Source organism: Actinospineispora eucalypti (assembly GCF_039543365.1).
Classification (GTDB): Bacteria; Actinomycetota; Actinomycetes; order Mycobacteriales; family Pseudonocardiaceae; genus Pseudonocardia; species Pseudonocardia eucalypti.
In genome coordinates this window covers 177,471-196,985 of sequence record NZ_BAABJP010000039.1, presented here as the reverse complement: position 1 = coordinate 196,985, position 19,515 = coordinate 177,471, and the positions used below count along the sequence as shown (strand labels likewise).

General features: G+C 72.4%; 21 protein-coding genes. 3 read left to right on the top strand and 18 right to left on the bottom strand.

What is annotated here, in order from left to right; translation table 11 throughout:
- Nucleotides 1–4: 4 nt before the first annotated feature.
- The 3 genes from trpC to ABEB12_RS30705 form a co-directional block, all read right to left on the bottom strand.
- A complete protein-coding gene (trpC, locus tag ABEB12_RS30715) occupies nucleotides 5–814 on the bottom strand; it encodes an indole-3-glycerol phosphate synthase TrpC (RefSeq protein ID WP_185065406.1) in 810 nt (269 codons plus the stop codon).
- 179 nt (nucleotides 815–993) lie between these two features.
- Nucleotides 994–1,599 (bottom strand): Trp biosynthesis-associated membrane protein, encoded by a 606-nt coding sequence (locus ABEB12_RS30710; RefSeq protein ID WP_185065405.1) that lies wholly within the window; start codon nucleotides 1,597–1,599, stop codon nucleotides 994–996.
- The gene (locus ABEB12_RS30705) at nucleotides 1,596–3,164 is read right to left on the bottom strand and encodes an anthranilate synthase component I (protein WP_185065404.1); all 1,569 of its coding nucleotides are present in this window, start codon (nucleotides 3,162–3,164) and stop codon (nucleotides 1,596–1,598) included. The genes ABEB12_RS30710 and ABEB12_RS30705 overlap by 4 nt, the downstream gene beginning before the upstream one ends.
- Nucleotides 3,165–3,257: 93 nt before the next feature.
- On the opposite strand from ABEB12_RS30705, the gene ABEB12_RS30700 reads away from it, so the two are divergent.
- Nucleotides 3,258–3,893, top strand: a complete 636-nt coding sequence (locus tag ABEB12_RS30700) for a TetR/AcrR family transcriptional regulator (protein WP_345703279.1) — start codon at nucleotides 3,258–3,260, stop codon at nucleotides 3,891–3,893.
- Between the two features lie 220 nt (nucleotides 3,894–4,113).
- Here ABEB12_RS30700 and hisI read toward each other — a convergent pair whose 3' ends face one another.
- Genes hisI through hisF form a run of 3 tightly spaced genes read right to left on the bottom strand, consistent with a single transcriptional unit; the run spans nucleotide 4,114 to nucleotide 6,142 of the window.
- Entirely contained in the window at nucleotides 4,114–4,470 is a 357-nt protein-coding gene (hisI, locus tag ABEB12_RS30695) for a phosphoribosyl-AMP cyclohydrolase (RefSeq protein ID WP_185065402.1), read from the bottom strand.
- A complete protein-coding gene (locus ABEB12_RS30690; RefSeq protein WP_185065401.1) occupies nucleotides 4,467–5,372 on the bottom strand; it encodes a hypothetical protein in 906 nt (301 codons plus the stop codon). Before ABEB12_RS30690 ends, hisI begins: the two co-directional genes overlap by 4 nt.
- Nucleotides 5,369–6,142, bottom strand: a complete 774-nt coding sequence (gene hisF / locus ABEB12_RS30685) for an imidazole glycerol phosphate synthase subunit HisF (RefSeq protein WP_185065400.1) — start codon at nucleotides 6,140–6,142, stop codon at nucleotides 5,369–5,371. The genes ABEB12_RS30690 and hisF overlap by 4 nt, the downstream gene beginning before the upstream one ends.
- 64 nt (nucleotides 6,143–6,206) lie before the next feature.
- Here hisF and ABEB12_RS30680 point away from each other — a divergent pair, with 64 nt between their 5' ends.
- Nucleotides 6,207–6,587, top strand: coding sequence for a PPOX class F420-dependent oxidoreductase (locus tag ABEB12_RS30680; protein ID WP_185065399.1), 381 nt, complete (start codon nucleotides 6,207–6,209; stop codon nucleotides 6,585–6,587).
- On the opposite strand, the gene ABEB12_RS30675 is transcribed toward ABEB12_RS30680, so the two are convergent.
- From ABEB12_RS30675 to priA, 3 genes are all read right to left on the bottom strand, one after another.
- Complete coding sequence (locus ABEB12_RS30675; protein WP_185065398.1) at nucleotides 6,577–7,074, bottom strand: MaoC/PaaZ C-terminal domain-containing protein; 498 nt, start codon at nucleotides 7,072–7,074, stop codon at nucleotides 6,577–6,579. The genes ABEB12_RS30680 and ABEB12_RS30675 overlap by 11 nt on opposite strands.
- Nucleotides 7,071–9,386, bottom strand: a complete 2,316-nt coding sequence (locus tag ABEB12_RS30670) for a UvrD-helicase domain-containing protein (protein WP_345703278.1) — start codon at nucleotides 9,384–9,386, stop codon at nucleotides 7,071–7,073. The genes ABEB12_RS30675 and ABEB12_RS30670 overlap by 4 nt, the downstream gene beginning before the upstream one ends.
- 115 nt (nucleotides 9,387–9,501) lie before the next feature.
- Nucleotides 9,502–10,239: a bifunctional 1-(5-phosphoribosyl)-5-((5-phosphoribosylamino)methylideneamino)imidazole-4-carboxamide isomerase/phosphoribosylanthranilate isomerase PriA gene (priA, locus tag ABEB12_RS30665; protein ID WP_185065397.1), complete on the bottom strand. Its 738-nt coding sequence runs from the start codon at nucleotides 10,237–10,239 to the stop codon at nucleotides 9,502–9,504.
- 232 nt (nucleotides 10,240–10,471) lie between these two features.
- Between priA and ABEB12_RS30660 the strand changes: the two genes are divergently transcribed.
- Nucleotides 10,472–10,732, top strand: a complete 261-nt coding sequence (locus tag ABEB12_RS30660) for a hypothetical protein (protein WP_185065396.1) — start codon at nucleotides 10,472–10,474, stop codon at nucleotides 10,730–10,732.
- Between the two features lie 2 nt (nucleotides 10,733–10,734).
- Here the strand turns inward: ABEB12_RS30660 and ABEB12_RS30655 are convergent, their stop codons facing one another.
- The 9 genes from ABEB12_RS30655 to hisD form a co-directional block, all read right to left on the bottom strand.
- Nucleotides 10,735–12,690, bottom strand: a complete 1,956-nt coding sequence (locus ABEB12_RS30655; RefSeq protein ID WP_185065395.1) for a primary-amine oxidase — start codon at nucleotides 12,688–12,690, stop codon at nucleotides 10,735–10,737.
- A gap of 1 nt (nucleotide 12,691) precedes the next feature.
- Entirely contained in the window at nucleotides 12,692–14,239 is a 1,548-nt protein-coding gene (locus ABEB12_RS30650) for an amino acid permease (protein WP_185065394.1), read from the bottom strand.
- 112 nt (nucleotides 14,240–14,351) lie between these two features.
- Entirely contained in the window at nucleotides 14,352–14,978 is a 627-nt protein-coding gene (gene hisH / locus ABEB12_RS30645) for an imidazole glycerol phosphate synthase subunit HisH (RefSeq protein ID WP_185066151.1), read from the bottom strand.
- A gap of 30 nt (nucleotides 14,979–15,008) precedes the next feature.
- The gene (locus ABEB12_RS30640; RefSeq protein ID WP_185065393.1) at nucleotides 15,009–15,359 is read right to left on the bottom strand and encodes a DUF5615 family PIN-like protein; all 351 of its coding nucleotides are present in this window, start codon (nucleotides 15,357–15,359) and stop codon (nucleotides 15,009–15,011) included.
- Nucleotides 15,356–15,805 carry a hypothetical protein gene (locus ABEB12_RS30635; RefSeq protein WP_185065392.1) on the bottom strand — a complete coding sequence of 150 codons (450 nt, stop codon included), beginning with the start codon at nucleotides 15,803–15,805 and terminating at the stop codon, nucleotides 15,356–15,358. Before ABEB12_RS30635 ends, ABEB12_RS30640 begins: the two co-directional genes overlap by 4 nt.
- 37 nt (nucleotides 15,806–15,842) lie before the next feature.
- The gene (locus ABEB12_RS30630) at nucleotides 15,843–16,415 is read right to left on the bottom strand and encodes a TetR/AcrR family transcriptional regulator C-terminal ligand-binding domain-containing protein (RefSeq protein WP_185065391.1); all 573 of its coding nucleotides are present in this window, start codon (nucleotides 16,413–16,415) and stop codon (nucleotides 15,843–15,845) included.
- A 26-nt stretch (nucleotides 16,416–16,441) separates the two neighbouring features.
- Nucleotides 16,442–17,041 carry an imidazoleglycerol-phosphate dehydratase HisB gene (gene hisB / locus ABEB12_RS30625; protein WP_185065390.1) on the bottom strand — a complete coding sequence of 200 codons (600 nt, stop codon included), beginning with the start codon at nucleotides 17,039–17,041 and terminating at the stop codon, nucleotides 16,442–16,444.
- The gene (locus tag ABEB12_RS30620) at nucleotides 17,038–18,147 is read right to left on the bottom strand and encodes a histidinol-phosphate transaminase (RefSeq protein WP_185065389.1); all 1,110 of its coding nucleotides are present in this window, start codon (nucleotides 18,145–18,147) and stop codon (nucleotides 17,038–17,040) included. Before ABEB12_RS30620 ends, hisB begins: the two co-directional genes overlap by 4 nt.
- Complete coding sequence (gene hisD / locus ABEB12_RS30615; protein WP_185065388.1) at nucleotides 18,144–19,475, bottom strand: histidinol dehydrogenase; 1,332 nt, start codon at nucleotides 19,473–19,475, stop codon at nucleotides 18,144–18,146. The genes ABEB12_RS30620 and hisD overlap by 4 nt, the downstream gene beginning before the upstream one ends.
- Nucleotides 19,476–19,515 lie beyond the last annotated feature (40 nt).

Here is a 19,515-nt window from a genome sequence, read left to right as displayed (position 1 = left end):
GGAGTCACCGTGCCGCCCGGGAACAGGACGGGTGGAAACCCGCCGCGACCAGCTTGGTCACCGCCGCGCGGGGGTCACCGCTGGTGACCAGGCCCTCGCCCACCAGCACCGCGTCCGCGCCGTAGCCGGCGTAGGTCAGCAGGTCACCCGGGCCGCGCACGCCCGACTCGGCCACCCGCAGCACGTCGTGCGGCAGCCCGGGGGCCAGCCGGCCGAACACGGAGCGGTCCACCTCCAGGGTGTGCAGGTCGCGCGCGTTCACCCCGATCAGGGAGGCGCCGGCCTCCAGGGCGCGGTCCGCCTCCTCCTCGTTGTGCACCTCGACCAGGGCGGTCATGCCCAGCGACTCCACCCGGTCCAGCAGCGAGGCCAGCACGTTCTGCTCCAGCGCCGCAACGATCAGCAGCACCAGGTCGGCACCGGCGGCGCGGGCCTCGTGCACCTGGTAGGTGCCGACCACGAAGTCCTTGAGCAGCACCGGCACGTCCACGGCGGCGCGCACCGCCACCAGGTCCTGCAGCGAGCCCATGAACCGGCGCTGCTCGGTGAGCACACTGATGATGCGCGCGCCCCCGGCCGCGTACGAGCCGGCCAGCTCGGCCGGGTCGGGAATGGTGGCCAGCTGGCCCCGCGACGGGCTGGCCCGCTTGACCTCGGCGATCACCCCGATACCCGGCTCGTGCAGCACGGCCATCGCGTCGCGGGGCGGCGGGGCCGCCAACGAGGCGCGCTTCACCTCGTCGAAGCTGATCGTTGCCTCACGCCGGGCCACGTCCTCCCGAACGCCGTCGACGATCGACTGCAGAACACTCACCGGCTGCTCGCAATGGCACGAACGAGCGCCCCGCTCGTGCCTTCGTGGCTGGCTCGCTTGATCCGTTCACTCACGGAAGCGATCCCCCCTTCGGGACCGACCCGCCGGGCCGGGTGACTGGCGAAACTGACTCCGATACTCCGGGAGGTGGACCTTCGGCTGTGACGCTGCTGAGCATGCTAACCGCGCGCATTCGTCGGCGGCTGCCCCGGGTCACCGGTCGACCCGTTCAGCGTCGGATCCTCACCCGCGTCCTGGGCGTCCCACCACGCGCTGTCGCGGTCAAGTACCCGAGCGGCGGTCCCTGGCGCGGCGTACCGGGCGCCGAGCCGGGGCATCCGGGACGCCCACCAGACGACCGCGACGCCGGCCGCCGCGACCAGCAGCCCGGACGCCGCCCCCAGCCACGGGGCCGCCGTCACGGTGGGCGGCCCGAGGGCCTGGCCGGGCTGGGCCGGCGGCCCGGTGGGCAGCGGGGCGTAGGCGAACCAGCCGAACTCGGGCGGGCCGAACAGCCAGTCCGCGCACAACCAGACCACCCACCCGCCGGCCACCACGAGCAGCGCACCGAGCACCCGGCGCGGCCAGCCGCCCAGCGCGACCAGCGCGGCCACCGAGGCCAGCACGCACAGCGCCACCGGGGTCAGCTCCGGGCGGACGTCCGCGGCGACCTGGGCGGGCCGGCCGGCGACGCGCACCCAGGTCAGGGTGCCGGTCGCCCACAGGCCCAGCGCGCCGAGCCCGAGCGCGGCGGCGGTCAGGCCCAACCGGCGTGCCGGGGTCATTGCTCCGCTGGTCCGGCGCCCGGGCTCGCCAGCGTCTCGGCGGTCGCGATCGCCGACAACACCGCCCTGGCCTTGTTCAGCGACTCGTTGTCCTCGGCGACCGGGTCGGAGTCGGCCACGATCCCGCCACCGGCCTGCACGTACGCGATGCCGTCCCGGACCAGCGCGGTGCGGATGGCGATCGCGGTGTCCGCGTTGCCGGCGAAGTCCAGGTACCCGACGATCCCGCCGTAGAGCCCCCGCCGCGTCGGCTCCAGCTCCTCGATGATCTCCATCGCGCGCGGCTTCGGCGCCCCCGACAGCGTGCCGGCCGGGAAGCACGCCGTCACCGCGTCGAACGCGTTGCGCCCCTCCGCCAGCTGTCCGGTCACCGTGGACACCAGGTGCATCACGTGGCTGTACCGCTCCACCTGGAAGAAGTTGTGCACCTTCACCGTGCCCGGCCGGCAGACCCGGCCGAGGTCGTTGCGGCCGAGGTCGACCAGCATGACGTGCTCGGCGCGTTCCTTCTCGTCGTGCCGCAGGTCCTTCTCCAGCAGCACGTCCTCCTCCTCGGTGGCGCCGCGCCAGCGGGTGCCCGCGATGGGGTGCGTCGTGGCCGTACCGTCGCGGACGGTGACCAGTGCCTCCGGGCTGGAACCCACGATGTCGAAGCGCTTGCCGTCCGCGTCGGCCAGCCGCAGCAGGTACATGTACGGGCTCGGGTTGGTGGCGCGCAGCACCCGGTAGACCTCCAGCGGGTCCACCGAGATCTCCGCCTCGAACCGCTGCGAGACCACCACCTGGAACGCCTCGCCGGCGAGGATCTCCTCGCGCGCCGCGACCACGGCCGCGCAGTGCTCCTCCAGGCTCCGCCGGCGGGTGAACCTCGGCTGCACCGGCCGGTACACGGCAACCGTGGATGGCGAGGGAGCACCCAGCCGCTCGGTCATCCGGTCCAGCCTGGCCACCGCGTCGTCGTAGGCCGCGTCCACCCGTTCCGGGGTGTTGTCCCAGTTCACCGCGTTGGCCAGCAGGGTGACCGTGCCTTCGTGGTGATCCAGCGCGGCCAGGTCGGTGGCCAGCATCATCACCAGCTCGGGGATGTGCAGGTCGTCCTCGGCCAGGTTCGGCAGTCGCTCCAGCCGGCGCACCGCGTCGTAGCCGAGATAGCCGACCATGCCCCCGGTGAGCGGCGGCAACCCCGCCAGTGGCTCGGTCCGCAGCTCCTCCACGCACTCGCGCAGCACGGCCAGCGGGTCACCGCCGGAGCTCAGCCCGGTTGGCGGCGAACCCAGCCAGGTGGCCTCACCGTCCACCTCGGTCAGCGTGGCCGCGCAGTGCGCCCCGACGAACGACCAGCGCGACCAGGAGCGGCCGTTCTCCGCCGACTCCAGCAGGAAGGTGCCGGGTCGGTCGGCGGCCAGCTTGCGGTAGAGCCCCACCGGTGTGATGTCGTCGGCGAGCAGCCGGCGCGCCACCGGGATCACCCGATGGCCCTCCGCCAGCTCGCGGAACTCCTCCCTGGTCGGGGTCACCACGCCCAGCGGGGCCGCCACGGACGCACCCTTCGTGCCTGCGGTCATTCCGCCATTGTGCCGGGGGCGGATGCCGCCTCCTCGAGCCGGTGCGGCGGTCACACTTCGGCGGCATCACCGGCCGGATGTCACTATGACTGTGTGAGTCCCCGAACCGCGCCAGACGACCAACTCTCGGACAACGGATTCGGCGGGCGCCGCCGAGGCCGCCGACCGGGCGGCCAGGACACCCGCAGCGAGTTGCTGGCGGCGGCGCGCGCGGAGTTCGCCGAGCGGGGTTACCAGGGCGCCAGGGTCCGCTCCATCGCGGCGTCGGCCGGCGTGGACGCGGCGATGGTCAACCACTGGTTCGGCGGCAAGGAGGGGCTGTTCGTCGCGGCGATGGACCTGCCCATCGACCCCGAGGCCATCATCGCCCGAATCCTCGCCGGGGACCCGGGCCAAGCCGGCGAGCGGATCGTGCGGACCTTCATCTCCACCTGGGACGCGGTGGGCGGCGGCCCGTTCGTGGCCCTGCTGCGCAGCGTCGCCACCCACGAGACGGCCGCGCGCATGATCCGCGAGTTCATCACCGACGTCATCTTCGGCCGCATGGTGAGCCGGCTCGCCCCCGACCAGCAGATGCTGCGCGCGTGCCTGTGCGGCACCCAGGTGGTCGGCCTCGGCATGGCCCGTTACGTGATCAAACTCGAGCCACTGGCCTCGGCCGACGCGGACACCCTGGCCGCCGCGATCGGCCCCAACCTGCAGCGCTACCTCACGGGTTCGATCAGCTGAGCTGACGCCGGCGCGCGCCTAGATGCACTCGGGCCGGCGGCCGGTTCCGGACACGATCAGGCGGTAGCGGTGAATCAGGCTGGTGCGGCCCTCGCCCCAGCTTGATCGCCATCCGTGGCGGTTCAGCGTCGAAAATCGACGCCAAACCACCAGAAACAACGATCACTCCCTCGTGCAACCAGAGTGACGAATGCTGCAACGCCGGTGGCCAAATCGTCACCTACCCGCCAACACCCGGTCCGGCCAGCAGCACGTCGGCGTCGAAGCAGGTGTGGTCGCCGGTGTGGCACGCGGCGCCGGTCTGGTCGACCACCAGCAGCAGGGTGTCGCCGTCGCAGTCCAGCCGTACCTCGTGCACGTACTGGGTGTGCCCCGAGGTCTCCCCCTTCACCCAGTACTGCCGCCGGCTGCGCGAGTAGTAGGTGGCCTTGCGGGTGGTGAGGGTGCGGTGCAGGGCCTCGTCGTCCATCCACGCGACCATCAGCACCTCGCCGGTGCCGTGTTGCTGCGCCACCGCGCACACCAGGCCGGCCTCGTTTCGCTTCAGCCGGGCCGCGATCGACGGATCCAGGCTCATCTGTTCTCCTCGGTACTCGCCGGGCGCTCGGCCGCGCCGCCCACGGCCGACTCCACCGGCTCCCGCTCCTCGGTTGAGGTCCCCGCCGCCGGCTCGGGCTCCGGCTCGGGCTCCGGCGGCGAATCCGGCACCGCTTCGCCGTCCGACGCTACCGCTCCGCCCGGCGCCGGCTCGCGCACGGGCGCTGGATCACTTTCAGGCGCTACGTCGCGCTCGGTCGCCGCCTCCTCGCCCGACGCCAACTCGCTGCGCGGCCCTGACTCCGCGGCCGGCGCTTCCTCGTTCTCGGGAGCCGGTTGGCTCCGAGGCGCTGTTTCGCCGTCCGACGGCGCTTCGCCGTCCGGCGCCACCGCTTGGCCCGGCACCACCGCTCGGCCCGGCACCACCGCTTGGTCCGGCTCCGCCACGGGGTCCGGCTCCGCCACGGGGTCCGGCCGGATCGCCGGAGAAGGTGCCGAAACCACCGACTCGGGGTGCTGAGACTCCCGACTCGGGGTACCGGAATCCCCGACTCGCGGGGTTGGGAGGGCTGGATCCCCGTCGTCGGCTTCGCGGGCGCTGAGGACGAACAGCATGACCAGGGCGTAGGTGTGGGTGACCGTCAGGACGGCGGAGCAGCCTCGGGTCCAGATGGGGCCGCTGCGCAAGAGCACCAGCAGGTGTACCAGTGCGCCGAAGACGGCCAGGCCCTGGGCGATCGGGCGGACCGGGTACCACCCGGTGAGCAGTGCGGCCGCGATCACGCCGGCCGACGCGAGCAGCGCCAGCGGCAGGGTCAGGGCATCCAGTCCGGCGGTGCCGAACGCCCGCCCCGTGGCGATGCCGGCGAACACCACCGAGCCGCCGACCAGTATCCAGGCGATCCCCCGCAGCCGCTGCCGGGTGGCCGCCCACAACTTCACCGGACTTCCACCAGCTCGGCCCGCAGCGCGTCCTTCACCTCACCGATGCGCAGCTGGCCGAAGTGGAAGACGCTGGCCGCGAGCACCGCGTTCGCCCCGGCGCGCACGGCGGGGGCGAAGTGCGAAAGCTCGCCCGCTCCCCCGCTGGCGATCACCGGCACGTCCACCACGGCCCGCACGGCTCTGATCATCGAAATGTCGAAGCCGGCGCGCGTGCCGTCCGCGTCCATCGAGTTCAGCAGGATCTCCCCGACGCCCAGCTCCTGCCCCCGGGCCGCCCACTCGACCGCGTCGATGCCCGCGCTCCGGCGCCCGCCGTGGGTGGTCACCTCCCAGCCGGACGGGGTCGGCCGGCCGCCCTCGGGCACCCGCCGGGCGTCCACCGAGAGCACGATGCACTGCGCACCGAACCGCCGGCTGGCCTCGGCCAACAGCTCCGGGCGGGCGATCGCGGCGGTGTTGATGCCGACCTTGTCCGCCCCGGCGCGGAGCATCCGGTCCACGTCCTCGCAGGCGCGGATGCCACCGCCCACGGTGAGCGGGATGAACACCTGCTCGGCGGTGCGCCGCACCACGTCGATCATGGTGGCGCGCTCGCCCGACGACGCCGTGACGTCCAGGAAGGTGAGCTCGTCGGCGCCCTCGGTGTCGTAGACCCTGGCCATCTCGACCGGGTCGCCCGCGTCCACCAGGTCGGTGAAGTTGACGCCCTTCACCACCCGCCCGGCGTCCACGTCCAGACAGGGGATGACTCGCACGGCGACCGCCATGATTTCCAGCCTAGGCCGCCGCGCGTCCGCACCGCCGCCTGACCCCACGCCGTAGGCTGACGTTGTGGACGAGATCACCCGCCTCGCACAGGCCCAGTACGTGCTGGTCACCACGTTCCGCAAGGACGGCCGCGCGGTGCCGACCCCGGTGTGGGCGGCGCGCGACGGCGACGCGCTGGTGGTGTGGACGGTGACCGACTCCGGCAAGGTGAAGCGGATCCGCAACGACGGCACCGTCCGCCTGGCCCCGTGCACCTCGCGCGGCAAACCGACCGGTAACGAGGTCGCCGGTCGGGCCGAGCTGCTGGACGGGCCGGCCACCGAGCGCGCCCGCAAGCTGATCGCCGCGCGCTACGGCCTGCTCGGCCGGCTGATCGTGGGCGGCAGCGTGCTGCGCCGGGGCAAGTCCGGCACTGTCGGCGTGCGGCTCACCGTCACCGGCTGACCGGGCGGCGAAGCATCAGGTTCATCGCCACGCAGGACATCACCACCCGGTCGTCGGAGTTGACCAGCTCGAGGCGGGTACGGATCAGCCCCCGGTCCGGCTTGGACCGGGACAGCCGGGTCTCCACCGCGGTGGAGCGCAGCCGCAGGCGGTCACCGGGGCGCACCGGGGCCGGCCAGCGCAGCTCGTCGATCCCCGGCGAGGCCAGCGCGGCCACCTTGGACAGGTAGTGGTCGGCGGTCAGCCGCATCAACACGCCCGCGGTGTGCCAGCCGCTGGCGATGATCCCGCCGAACGGACCGGTGGCCGCGTAGTCCGGGTCGACATGGATGCGCTGCGGGTCGAACCGCGTCGCGTACTCCAGGATCTCCGGCTCGGTGATCGAGGTGTGGCCGTACTCGTAGACCGCCCCTTCCCGGTAGTCCTCGAACCAGCGGTCCTCGGCCGGAGCCGGGAAGTCGTCGCCGAGCGCCTTGGTGGTCGTCATACCCGCAGCATTTCATCGGCGGCCCGGTAGGGCCGCAACCCGGCCAGCGCGGCCGGCAGCGGCTCCGAGTGCAGCACACCCAGCCGCTGGGTGGCCCTGGTCAACGCCACGTACAGCTCGGCGGCGCCGGCGCGGGTGCCGTCCATCAGCCGTTGCGGCTCGCACAGCAGCACCGCGTCGAACTCCAGGCCCTTGGCCGACCTCGGGGTGTGCACCCTCACCCCCTCCGGCAGCGTGCCGGGCAGCTCGGTGCCCGGCGGGGCGATCACCGCCACGGTCCCCTCGTCCACCTGTCCGGCCAGCTCGGCCACGGCGGCCCGGACCGCGTCGGGCAGCTCCCCGGCGCCGACCGGGCGGGCCCACGGCGGCACGCCGGTGCGGCGCACCGAGGTCGGCGGGGTCAGTTCCGGGTCGACCTCGGCGAGCACCGAGGCGGCGGTGTCCATGATGTCCGCCGGGGTGCGGTAGTTCACCGTGAGCCGGCGGTAGGCCCAGCGCTCCGGCACGTGCGGATCCAGCATCTCCGACCAGCTGGACGCCCCGGCCGGGGACTCCCGCTGGGCCAGGTCGCCGACGATGGTCATGGACTTGGTCGGGCAGCGGCGCATCAGCGCGCGCCAGTCCATCGCGGACAGCTCCTGCGCCTCGTCCACCACCACGTGCCCGTAGGCCCAGTCCCGGTCGGCGGCGGCCCGCTCGGCCAGCCCGCGCAGGTCCACCTCCTCCTGCCGCTCGGCCAGCGCCTCGGCCGCCATCAGGTCGACCGCGCGCAGCACCTCCTCGTCCGGGTCCTCCTCGGTGTCCAGGATCTCCAGCACGCCCTCGGCGTAGTCCAGCTGCTCGGCCCGCTGCTCCGCCGCCCGGGTGTCCTCGCTGCCGTCCGAACCCAGCATGTCCACCGCCTCGTCCAGCAGCGGAACGTCGGAGACCGTCCACGCGTCACCGTCCGGCCGGTAGAGCACGTCCCGGTCGGACGCCGAGAGCACCCCTTCGGTCGCCGTGGCCAGCAGGTCCTTGTCCTCGTAGAGCTCGGCGAGCAGGCGTTGCGGGGTGAGCATCGGCCACAGCCGGTCCAGCTCCTCGGCCAGTCCGGGGCTTCCGGACAGGTCCGCCCGCACGTCGGACTCCAGGTTCTCCGCCAGGTGGTCGTCCTCGACCGGCTCGCCGAACTCGTCGATGACCTCCTCGGTGACCGGGTCCGGCTGCGCCGGGTGCAGCCAGCCGGCGCCGATCTTGGCCACCGCGCGGGCGGTCAACACCTCGATGACGTGGTGGTCGAAAACCGCGCGCGCCTGGTTGTGCACCAGGCGGGTGGCCCGGGCGGCGTCCCGCGCCGCGCCGGCGACCTCGGAGTCCAGCAGCACGGTGACGTCGTCCAGCTCGATCTCGATCGGCTCGTCGGGCAGCCGCTGGCGGTCCAGCACCGCGGCGTCCAGCACGTCCACCATGACGGCGGAACCCTTCAACCGGGTGGCCTCGGGGGTGTCCACCCGGTTGGTGCGGACCCCGGGAAGCAGCCCGCCGAGCGTGGTGAAGACCACGTCGGTCTCGCCCAGCGCGGGCAGCACGCCGCCCACGTAGTCCAGGAAGCCCGGGTTGGGGCCGACCAGCAGCACGCCCCGCCGGGCCATCCGCTCCTGCTGCTCGTAGAGCAGGTAGGCCACCCGGTGCAGCGCGACGGCGGTCTTGCCGGTGCCGGGGCCGCCCTCGACCACCACCACACCGGTGGAGCCCAGCCGGATCACCTCGTCCTGGGCGGCCTGGATGGTGGCCACGATGTCCCGCATGCCGTCGGTGCGCGCGGCGTTGACGGCGGCGAGCAGCGCGGCGTCCGAGCCGTCCCGCTCCGCCGAACCGTCCGCCGAGGAACCGAACCATTCATCGTGGAAATCGTCCACCGCCCGGCCGCGGGTGCGGAAATGCCGGCGCCGGGTAATTCCCTCCGGATTTGCGCCGGTGGCCGTGTAAAATGGCCGCGCTATTGCCGCGCGCCAATCGGTGAGCAGTGCCCGCGACTCGTCCTCGGCATGGGTGAGCCCGATCCGGCCGACGTGCAGCGGGCCGTCCCGGTCGGTATCGATCCGGCCGAAGCAGAGCCCGCTGTCCGCCACCCGCAGCCTGCGCTTGCGGTCCGCCCAGGTGTCCACGGCGGCATCCCGCAGCCACCGGGCCTCCAGCCCCTTCGCGGTGTCGGACAGCGCCGCGTTCAGCGCCTTGGTGACCCACATCCGCTCCGCGTCCAGCCGGGCGTACAGCCGGGCCACATAAGCCTGCTCTTCGCGCAATTCCTGCGCGTGCCGGGAGTTGGACAAGAATTCCTCGCATCTGCTATAATGAAGCCAATTCTTACGGCAGCCACATTTCGTGCTCGACTGCCGTGTCTCAGTGCCGTGCCTCAGTAAATAGTAGCTGCTGGAATTCGATTATTCACGTCCGCGATACGGCGGCGATCGCGTCCGGCAGGGTGAACCGGCCCGCGTAGAGCGCCTTGCCCACGATGGAGCCCTCCACGCCGTCGCCGGCCAGCTCGGCCAGGGCGACCAGGTCCTCCACCGTGGACACGCCGCCGGAGGCGATCACCGGCGCGTCGGTGGCCTTGCACACGTCCCGCAGCAGGTCCAGGTTCGGCCCGCGCAGGGTGCCGTCCTTGCTCACGTCGGTGACCACGTAGCGGGCGCAGCCGTCGGCGTCCAGCCGGGCCAGCACCTCCCACAGGTCACCCCCGTCGGTGGTCCAGCCGCGCGCGGCCAGCCGGTGGCCCTGCTCGGTGATCCGCACGTCCAGCCCCACCGCGACCCGGTCGCCGTGCTCGCCGATGGCCCGGGCGCACCAGTCCGGGTTCTCCAGCGCGGCGGTGCCCAGGTTCACCCGGGCGCACCCGGTGGCCAGCGCGCGGCGCAGCGACTCGTCGTCCCGGATGCCGCCGGACAGTTCCACCTGGACATCCAGCCGGCGCACCACGCCGGCCAGCAGCTCCGCGTTGGAGCCCCGGCCGAAGGCCGCGTCCAGGTCGACCAGGTGCACCCACTCCGCACCGTCCCGCTGCCAGGTCAGCGCCGCCTCCAGCGGGTCGCCGTAACCGGTCTCGGTGCCGGCGGCGCCCTGCACCAGTCGAACGGCCTGTCCATCGGCCACGTCGACGGCCGGAAGCAATACGAAGCTCACGGCCGTGAGCCTAGTGGAACCGAGGCTATGGGCGGCCAGAGTGCCGCCGCGCCCTCCACCAGAGCCCTCGACCGCGCGGTGATGCTCGCGCCCCGGGACGGCGAGGGCGATCAACCCCGCCCATCACAAATAAATTTCAGAGTATTTGTCCATAAACAATGTCAGCGATCATATAAGCGAGAGCGGCAGGTAACCTTCGCGCGTCCCCCGACAATCTCCGAACAGGAGTCACATGAAGCGTGTGGTCCGGATAGTCGTGGTCGCGCTCCTCGCCACCTCGGCCGCATTCATTCCCGGCGTCGCCGGCGCCGCCGAGCCGGAGACGGTTCAGAACTGCAGTGCCAACAAGCGCGACTGCGAAGTCTCCCGGTCGAACATGGCCCGGTACTACCGGGTCGGTCCGATCCAATACGTCCCGCCACCCGCGCCCGACACCACCTGCGCCGGCTCGTGCAGCGGCAACTACTACTGGTTCGAGTACTGGCCGAAGTAAATTCAGTCCGATTCACAATGGTTGCTCGGCGGGAGGTCCAGGGCCGGATTCCCGTCGAAGAAACCGCTGGGTTTGAGCATGAATCCGACGGTGCTGACCGGCATTACCGGCCAGTCCTCCGGCCGCACGACATGGTGCGCGCCGAAGGTGTACCAGACCACCAGATCGGCACCGTCCAGCGGCCGGTCGGCGGCGGCGTAGGCCGGCAGCCCGTCGCCGCCGGGGTTCTGGTTCGGGTAGTCCCCCGCCGCGAACCGCTGCGCCGGGTCGTAGGCAGTGACCCACAGCTGGTGCCGGGCGAACCCGGCCCTCGGCGCGAACAGCGCGTCGGGTGAGTACATCGGCGGCACGTTCGCGCCGGGCATCAGCGCGTAGCCGGTGGGTTCGCCGAGGGCCGAGCTGGCGCCCGGGTTCTCCACCCGCCAGTACCGGGCGCGGGCCGCATCGCTGTCCCGCTGGGCGAGCGACTCGCTGGCCAGCACGGTGCGCACGGTCTCCCAGGCATTGCGGTGCGGGTTGTCCGGGCCGGGCGGGCTGGGTTGGGAGTCGATCTCGACCACCCGGTTCACCGGCCCGTCCACCGACATGTCCAGGCGCATGCAGAAGAAGTGCTGGTGGTGCGGCCCGTACAGGCCGGGGGCGACCAGGGTGCCGTGCTTCGGCCGCTCACCGGGCGCCAGCGCCCCGGTGGAGATCACCCCGGTCAGCTTGACCTCGTACTCGATCGTGCCGTCGTTGTAGAGGTACCAGAAGTAGCCGTACTCGTAGTTGCCGACGGTCACGATGTTGGAGATGACCAGCCGCCGCCGGCGGCGCACCTCCACCGCCCCGGACCGGAAGTCGGTGTGCTTCCACGCGATGCCGGCGTCCTCCTCGTGCAGGCACACTGCGTTGGGGATGGTCACCGGGGTGCCGTCCTGGTCGTGCACCACACCGTCGAAGTAGTGGATGTGCCCGACGCAGTCACAGCCGAGGGCCAGCGGGTTGGCCAGCCAGCCGATGCCGTACTCGCCCTGGTCGAACACGTTCTTGAAGCGGTGCGTGGGCGCCGGGTCGCCGTACGGCACGTACATCTCGGACAGCGAGGCCCGGTAGATCACCGGTCGCGGCGTGCCCCGGTCGTCGTACTCGACCTGGTGCAGCACCAGGCCCTCGCGCGGCGTGTAGCCGATGCGCAGCCGCCAGCGCTGCCAGCTCACCGCGTGACCTTCGACCGTGAAGCTGGGGCCCTCGGGCTGGGTGATCTCGATCGGCCGCACGTCGTCCCGGTAGGCCGGGTAGGCGGGCACGTTGTCCGGCTCGAACTGCCACGGCGCCGCGTAGTTGCCCGACTTGGCCGGGAGCGGCACCACGCCGTGGTCGGTCACCTCGACCACCGCACCGGCGTCCAGGTCCACCACCACGATCAGGCCCTCCACCGGCCGGGCGTAGCCGTGCTCGCCCGGTTCGCGGCGCACCCAGGTGAGCGGGCGGGCGATCCGGCGGGCGGCCGGGTCGTCCTCCGGGCCGGTCCAGCTGGACGCCCACGGGTCGATCATGGCCAGGGAGAAGTCGGTGACCCCGCGCCGGCGCATCGCCTCCTGCCAGCGCGGATCGGCCCGCACGATGTCCTCGCAGGCGTTGAACTCCTCGAACATGATCGACGGCTGCACGCCCGGCACCGCGCGCCAGGAAACCAGCTCACCGGCGGAGAGCGAGACCACCGCCTCGTAGGTCATCCGCTCGGACCGCTCGTACAGCGTGACCGCCGCCTCGCGGGGCAGCGGTTCGTCGCCGGGCCGCCAGGCCAGGACGTCCGCCTTGGGCGGCTCGTGCGGCGCGATGAACACGAAGCGGGCGGTGGCGCCCAGGTCCTTGAGCTCGCGCAGCAGCCGGGCCGCCTCGGCGATCTCCTCCGCGCTCAGCGGCTCCAGCGGATGGGCCGCGACCTCGGTCGACGGCTCGGAGACGGTGGTCATCTCAGTGCTCCCTCCCGGCCGCGTCCAGCTCCGGATCGGCCAGCGTGAAGTGACCCAGCTCGGCGTACCTCTCCGAGTATTGACCGCGCATCACCAGCGCGACAACCACGCCGGCGGCGAACATAGCCAGCACCGTCCACGGCATCAGGGTGATGAACGGGACGCCCTCGGCGGCCGCGAGGGTGGTCCGGTTGGCCACCAGCAGCCAGCACGCGCCGGCCATCGCCGCCCCGCCGACCAACGGCGCGACCAGCGTGCTGAACCAGCCGAAGCCGTCCCTGGCCTCGGTCAGGAAGTAGCGGATGATCGCCGCGCAGACCAGCGCCTGCACGGCCAGGATGCCCAGCACGCCGAGCAGCGGCGACCAGGTGCCCAGCTTCAGCAGTGCCCCCTCGGTGGACGGGTCGTAGAGCACGAAGCCGAACCCGTACAGCGCGACGATCACGGTCACCGTCATTGCGGCCACCGCCGGGCTGTGCCGCCGCGAGGTGCGGGCCAGCGCGGCAGGCAGCACCCGCTCCCGGCCGAGCGCGAACAGGTACCGCGCGCCGGTGTTGTAGAACGCCATCGCGCAGGCGAACGAGCTGGTCACCGCGAGCAGCTGGATCACAGCGGTGAGCGGCGGGCCGACGTACCGGTCGGACAGCGGGTAGAACGCCGACGCGAACGCCCCACTGAACTGGTCGGACACCGCCCGCACCGAACCCTCCAGGCCCCAACCGGTGACGTAGGCGTACGACACGAACATGTAGAACAGGCCCAGCCCGATCACCGAGGCGTAGGTGGCGATCTTGGCGATGCGGGTCGGGTCGCGGGACTCCTCGGCGTAGTTGGGCGCCATCTCGAAGCCCACCCAGGACCAGAAGGCGGCGAAGAGCGCGATCCCGGACGCCGCCGCGCCGAACACCTTGACCGCGCCGGGGTTGCCGAACAGCTCGGCCGGGTTGAACGGGGCCGCCGAGAGGCCCTGCGCCCCGCCGTGCGCGAGCACCGCCACCGCGAGCACCAGCAGCGCCAGCACCTCGGCCACCAGCATCACACCGAGCACCTTCGCGGTCAGCTCGATGTGGAACCAGGCCAGCGCGCTCATCGCGGCCAGCCCCAGCGCCATGTACAGCCATGCCGGCAGGTCCAGCCCGGTCCAGCTCCGCACGGTCGTCGCGGCGAAGTAGCCCATCACGCCGACCACCGCGGCCACGAAGATGATGTAGCAGAGCCCGATCAACAGCCCGGCTCCCACGCCCACGACGCGGCCCAGGCCCCGGGTGACGAAGGTGTAGAACCCGCCCGCCGAGGTCACCCTCCTGCTCATCGCGATGTAGCCCACGGAGAAGACGGTGAGCGCGGCGGTGGCGATCAGGAAGGCGGCCGGCGCCGCGTAGCCGCCGCCCTGCACGGCCACCGGCACGTTGAACAGCATCGCGGTCAGCGGCGCGGCCCCGGTGACGATGCAGAACAGCACCGAGGGCAGTCCGAGTGCCCGTGCGGCCAGCCGGCCGGGCGGGGCTTCGGCAACGGCCACGGCGGGCGGGATCACGACTTCGGTCATATTGACTCCACGGGGCTCGGTTGTCCCTGTCGAGTCGAATACTCGCCACCGCGTGTGACGCCGGTGTCACATATGAGTGTCCTGATTAGTCGGGCTGAGTAACCTCAGCCGCTCAGCCGACGACGCTGCGCAGCCAGTTGCTCAGCAGCGTGGCCCCGGCGTCGCCAGACTTCTCGGGGTGGAACTGGGTAGCGGCCAGCGCGCCGTTCTCCACGGCGGCCACGAAGTCCTCGCCGTGGTTCGCCCAGGTCACCAGGGGTTCTCGGAACGGCCCGTCGGCGTGCAGCTGCCAGCGGCGCACGGCGTAGGAGTGCACGAAGTAGAAGCGGGTGTCCGCGTCCAGGCCGGCGAACAGCACGGAGTCTGCCGGCGAGCGGACCAGGTTCCAGCCCATGTGCGGCAGCACGTCGGCGTGCAGGCGCTCCACGGTGCCCGGCCACTGCCCGCACCCCTCGGTGCGGTCGCCGTGCTCCACGCCCTCCTCGAACAGCACCTGCATGCCCACGCAGATGCCCAGCACCGGCCGCCCCCCGGCCAGCCGCTGGTCGATGATCTTCTCGCCGCCGACCGCCCGGATACCCTCCATGCAGGCGGCGAACGCCCCGACCCCGGGCACGACCAGGCCGTGCGCGTCCAGCGCGGCGTCCGCATCGGCGGTCACCGTGACGTCCGCGCCGACCCGCTGCAGCGCGCGTTCCGCCGAGCGTAAGTTGCCCGAGCCATAGTCCAGCACCACGATCTTCGCCACGACCACCAGGATAACCGCCGCTCAGGTCAGCCAGCGCACCTCGTCCGGCCCCGGCACCTGGCCGGTCTTGATCGCCTCATGCAGGGCCGCGCCCAGCTTGGGGACCGCGGCGGGCCGCCTCGACCACCGGCGGCCGTGCACCAACAGCAGCCCGGCGTGGCTGCCGCGCCGAGCCAGCACGGCGAAGTCGCACACGTTCTCGGTGACCAGGCAGCGTCCCTGTTCCGTGGCAAACCGGAGGAGAAACGGGTCGTCGCAGCCCCGCAACTCCTCGGACTCGACCACCGCGACCACGTCGTGGTCGTGGTCCATCCGTAGGTCCTGGGCCAGAGCTGCCGGATACATCTCGTCCAGCAGCAGCCGGAACGTCATGAGGCCTGGTCACCACGGAGCAGCGCGCGCTCGGCCAACCAGGCGGCCTCCGCCTCGTCGGCCTTCTCCCGGTGCGCCGCGATCCGGTCGTCGATCTCCGCCGGGAACGCCGCGTAGTAGCGCACCGCCACCCGCACCCGCCACCCGACCAGCGCGGTCGTCCGGGCGGTCTCGGTGACCAGCGCGTCCTCGGCCAGCGACGGGTCGTCCTCGCGCAACGTCAGCAGGGTGTCGATGACCTCCCACACGTCCGGCCCGCCGACCAGTGCCGCCCGGCGCCCGGTCGGTCCCGAGCGGAAGGTGATGCCCGGGTGCTCCTCGGCGCGAAGCGCCTCGTCCACGAACTGGTTGGCCACCGAGGATGTCGAGGCGCCCGGGGTGGACCGCACGTAGCGGTCCAGGCGGCGCAGCACATCGCCGTCGAACCGGACAGACCTAGGTGTCATGACTACACTGTAGTAGCCGGTAGTTTGATTGGCTAGATCAGGCGTCCCGGGATCCGAGCAGGCCGTCCGCAACGAGGGCGGCGGCGCGGTCGTCGAGCGGGGCGTGGTCGAGCAGCAGGCGGTACCAGAGCAGGCCGTACACCTGGTCGACCAGCAGGTCGAGGTCGGCGCCGCCGGCCAGGTGGGCGCGGTGGCGCTCCAGCAGCTCGCGCAGCGCGGCCCGGCGACTCGCGGTGAAGCGGCGCAGCAGCTCGGCGGCCCGCTCGTCGACGGCCGCCTGCCGGGCCAGGCCGCGCAGGGCGGAGGCGTTCCTCGGCCCGGTGACGCTGGCAAAGGTGCCGGTCAAGAAGGTGGTGAGGTCCGCGCGGGGGTCTACCGTGTCCGGCACCGGCACCTGCTCGGCCGCGTAGTCGGCCAGCGCCTCCAACAGGACCTCGCCCGGCGAGGACCACCAGCGATACACCGTCTGCCGCCCCACACCGGCCTCGGCCGCAATCGCCGGCAAGGTCAGCGGAACCGGCGCCCCCGTGGCCAGCAGCCGCTCGGCGGCCGCGAGAATCGCCCGCCGCGTGGCCTCGTTCCGCCTCCGCCCGGTATGTGCCCGCTGCATCCGGTGAGCATATGAGTCGGGCCGGACTAGAGGACGCCCTTGGTGGAGGGGATGCCGGTGATGCGGTCGTCGGCCGCTACGGCGGCGCGGAGGGCGCGGGCTACGGCCTTGAACTCGGCTTCGGTGATGTGGTGGGGGTCGCGGCCGCCGATCACCCGCACGTGCAGGGCGATCTCGGCGTGGAACGCGATCGACTCGAAGACGTGCCGGTTGAGGACCGTCGGGTAGTGGCCGCCGACCACGAACCCGGCCATCGACTCCGGCTCGCCCGAGTGCACGCAGTACGGCCGGCCGGAAACGTCGACCACGGCCTGTGCCAGCGCCTCGTCCATCGGGATCCAGGCGTCGCCGAACCGGCGGATGCCGGACTTGTCACCGAGCGCCTCGCGCAGCGCCTGGCCCAGCACGATGGACACGTCCTCCACCGTGTGGTGGGCGTCCACCTCGAGGTCGCCGGTGGCCCGGACGACCAGGTCCAACGCGCCGTGCTTGCCCAGCGCGGTGAGCATGTGGTCGTAGAACGGGACGCCGGTGGCGATCTCGGTGCGCCCGGTGCCGTCCAGGTTCACCTCGACCAGCACCGAGGACTCCTTGGTGATGCGCTCCACCCGACCCGTGCGGCTCACTGCATTGCCTCCTTGGCCGCCTGTAAGAAGGCGTCGTTCTCCTCGGGCGTGCCGATGGTCACCCGCAGGTGCCCGGCGATGCCCACGTCCCGGATCAGCACGCCCCGGTCCAGGAACTCCCGCCAGACCGTGGGCGCGTCGCGTCCGTCGGCAAAGCCGCCGAACAGCACGAAGTTGGAGTCGCTGGGCACCACCCGGTAGCCGAGCGAGCCCAGCGCGGCGCACACCCGGCCGCGCTCCGCGCGCAGCAGCGCCACCGAGCGCAGGGTCGCCTCGGCGTGGCGAAGCGCGGCCCGGGCGGCGGCCTGGGTGAGCACGGACAGGTGGTACGGCAGCCGGACCAGCTGCAGCGCGTCGATCACCGCCGGCGCCGCCGCCAGGTAGCCCAGCCGGCCGCCGGCGAACGCGAACGCCTTGCTCATGGTCCGGCAGACGATCAGCTTCGCCGGGTACTCGGCCAGCAGGCCCACGGCGCTCGGCCGGTCGGAGAACTCGACGTAGGCCTCGTCGATGACGATCATGCCGGGCGCCGCGTCGATCAGAAGCGCGAGGTCGTCCGGCTCGATGGACCCGCCGGTCGGGTTGTTCGGGCTGGTCACCAGGGCCAGTGCCGGCGCCTTCTCGCGCAGCAGCGCGGCGGCGGCCGGCGCGTCCAGGGTGAAGTCGGCGCGGCGCGGCGCGGGCAGCCATTCGGTGCGGGTGCCCGAGGCGATGATCGGGTGCATCGAGTAGGACGGCTCGAAACCCACCGCCAGCCGGCCCGGCCCGCCGAAGGCCTGCATGATCTGCTGCAGGATCTCGTTGCTGCCGTTGGCCGCCCACAGGTTCGCGCCGGTCAGCGGCACCCCGGTGGCCCCGGACAGGTACTCGGCGAGGTCGGCGCGCAGCGCCAGCGCGTCGCGGTCCGGGTAGCGGTGCAGCTCGGTGGCCACCTCGCCGGCGGCGGCCGCCACGTCCGCGACCAGCTCCGGGGGCGGCGGATAGGGGTTCTCGTTGGTGTTCAGCCGGACCGGCACGTCCAGCTGCGGCGCCCCGTACGGGCTGCGCCCGCGCAGGTCGTCGCGCAGCGGAAGCGCGTCCAGGCCGACCTCGCTACCCAGGGTCACGCGTCCACCCTCGTGCCGAACCGGGCGCTGACCGCCTGGCCGTGCGCCGGCAGGTCCTCGGCCGCCGCCAGCGTGACCACCTGGTCGGCCACCGCCCGCAAAGCCTCCTCGGTGTACTCCACCAGGTGGATGCCCCGCAGGAACGTCTGCACGCTCAGGCCGCCGGAGTGCCGGGCACAGCCCCCGGTCGGCAACACGTGGTTCGACCCGGCGCAGTAGTCACCCAACGAAACCGGCGCATACGGCCCGACGAAGATCGCCCCGGCGTTGCGCACCCGCCGCGCCACCACCGGCGCGTCCTCGGTCTGGATCTCCAGGTGCTCGGCCGCGTACGCGTCCACCACCTCGATGCCCTCCTCCAACCGGGCAACCAGCACGGTGCCCGACTGGCGGCCGGTCAGCGCGGTGCGGATCCGCTCGGTGTGCTTGGTGGTGGCCACCTGGCGCTCCAGCTCGGCGTCCACCTCGTCGGCCAACTCCACCGAGTCGGTCACCAGCACCGAAGCCGCCTGCGGGTCGTGCTCGGCCTGGCTGATCAGGTCGGCCGCCACGTGCACCGGGTCCGCGCCGCGGTCGGCCAGGATGGCGATCTCGGTCGGGCCCGCCTCGGCATCGATCCCGATCAACCCACGCAGCAACCGCTTCGCCGCCGTGGTGTAGATGTTGCCCGGCCCGGTCACCACGTCCACCGGCTCCAACTCGGCACCGTCGGTGTCCGTGCCGCCGTAGGCCAGAAGCGCCACCGCCTGCGCCCCGCCGACCGCCCAGACCTCGTCCACGCCCAGCATCGCCGCGGCGGCCAGGATCGTCGGATGCGGCAACCCGCCGTGCTCGGACTGCGGCGGGGAAGCCACCACCAGCGACTCCACCCCGGCCGCCTGCGCCGGCACCACGTTCATCACCACCGTGGACGGATACACCGCCAGCCCACCGGGGGCGTACAACCCGACCCGGCGCACCGGCACGAACCGCTCGGTCACCGTGCCGCCGTCGGCGACCTTGGTGACCACGTCCTCGCGGCGCTGGTCCGCATGCACCAGCCGGGTCCGGTCGATCACCACCCACAGCGCCTCGCGCACCGACGGGTCCAGCTCGTCCAACGCCCGGGTCAGCTCGGCGGCCGGGACCCGCACGCTGGCCGGGCGCACCTTGTCGAACCGCTCGGCCAGCTCCAGCACCGCCTCGACACCCCGGTCGGCCACGTCCGCGACGATCGGGCGCACGCGGTCCAGCACGGCGTCCACGTCCACCTCGGCCCGGGGCAACAGCGCGCGCAGCGCGGCCGCCGTCGGGGGCAGCCCGGGACGCAGATCGGTGCGGGTCAGCATGGTATTCAGGGTAACGCCGCGCGGTGGAGCGCCGGCCGGA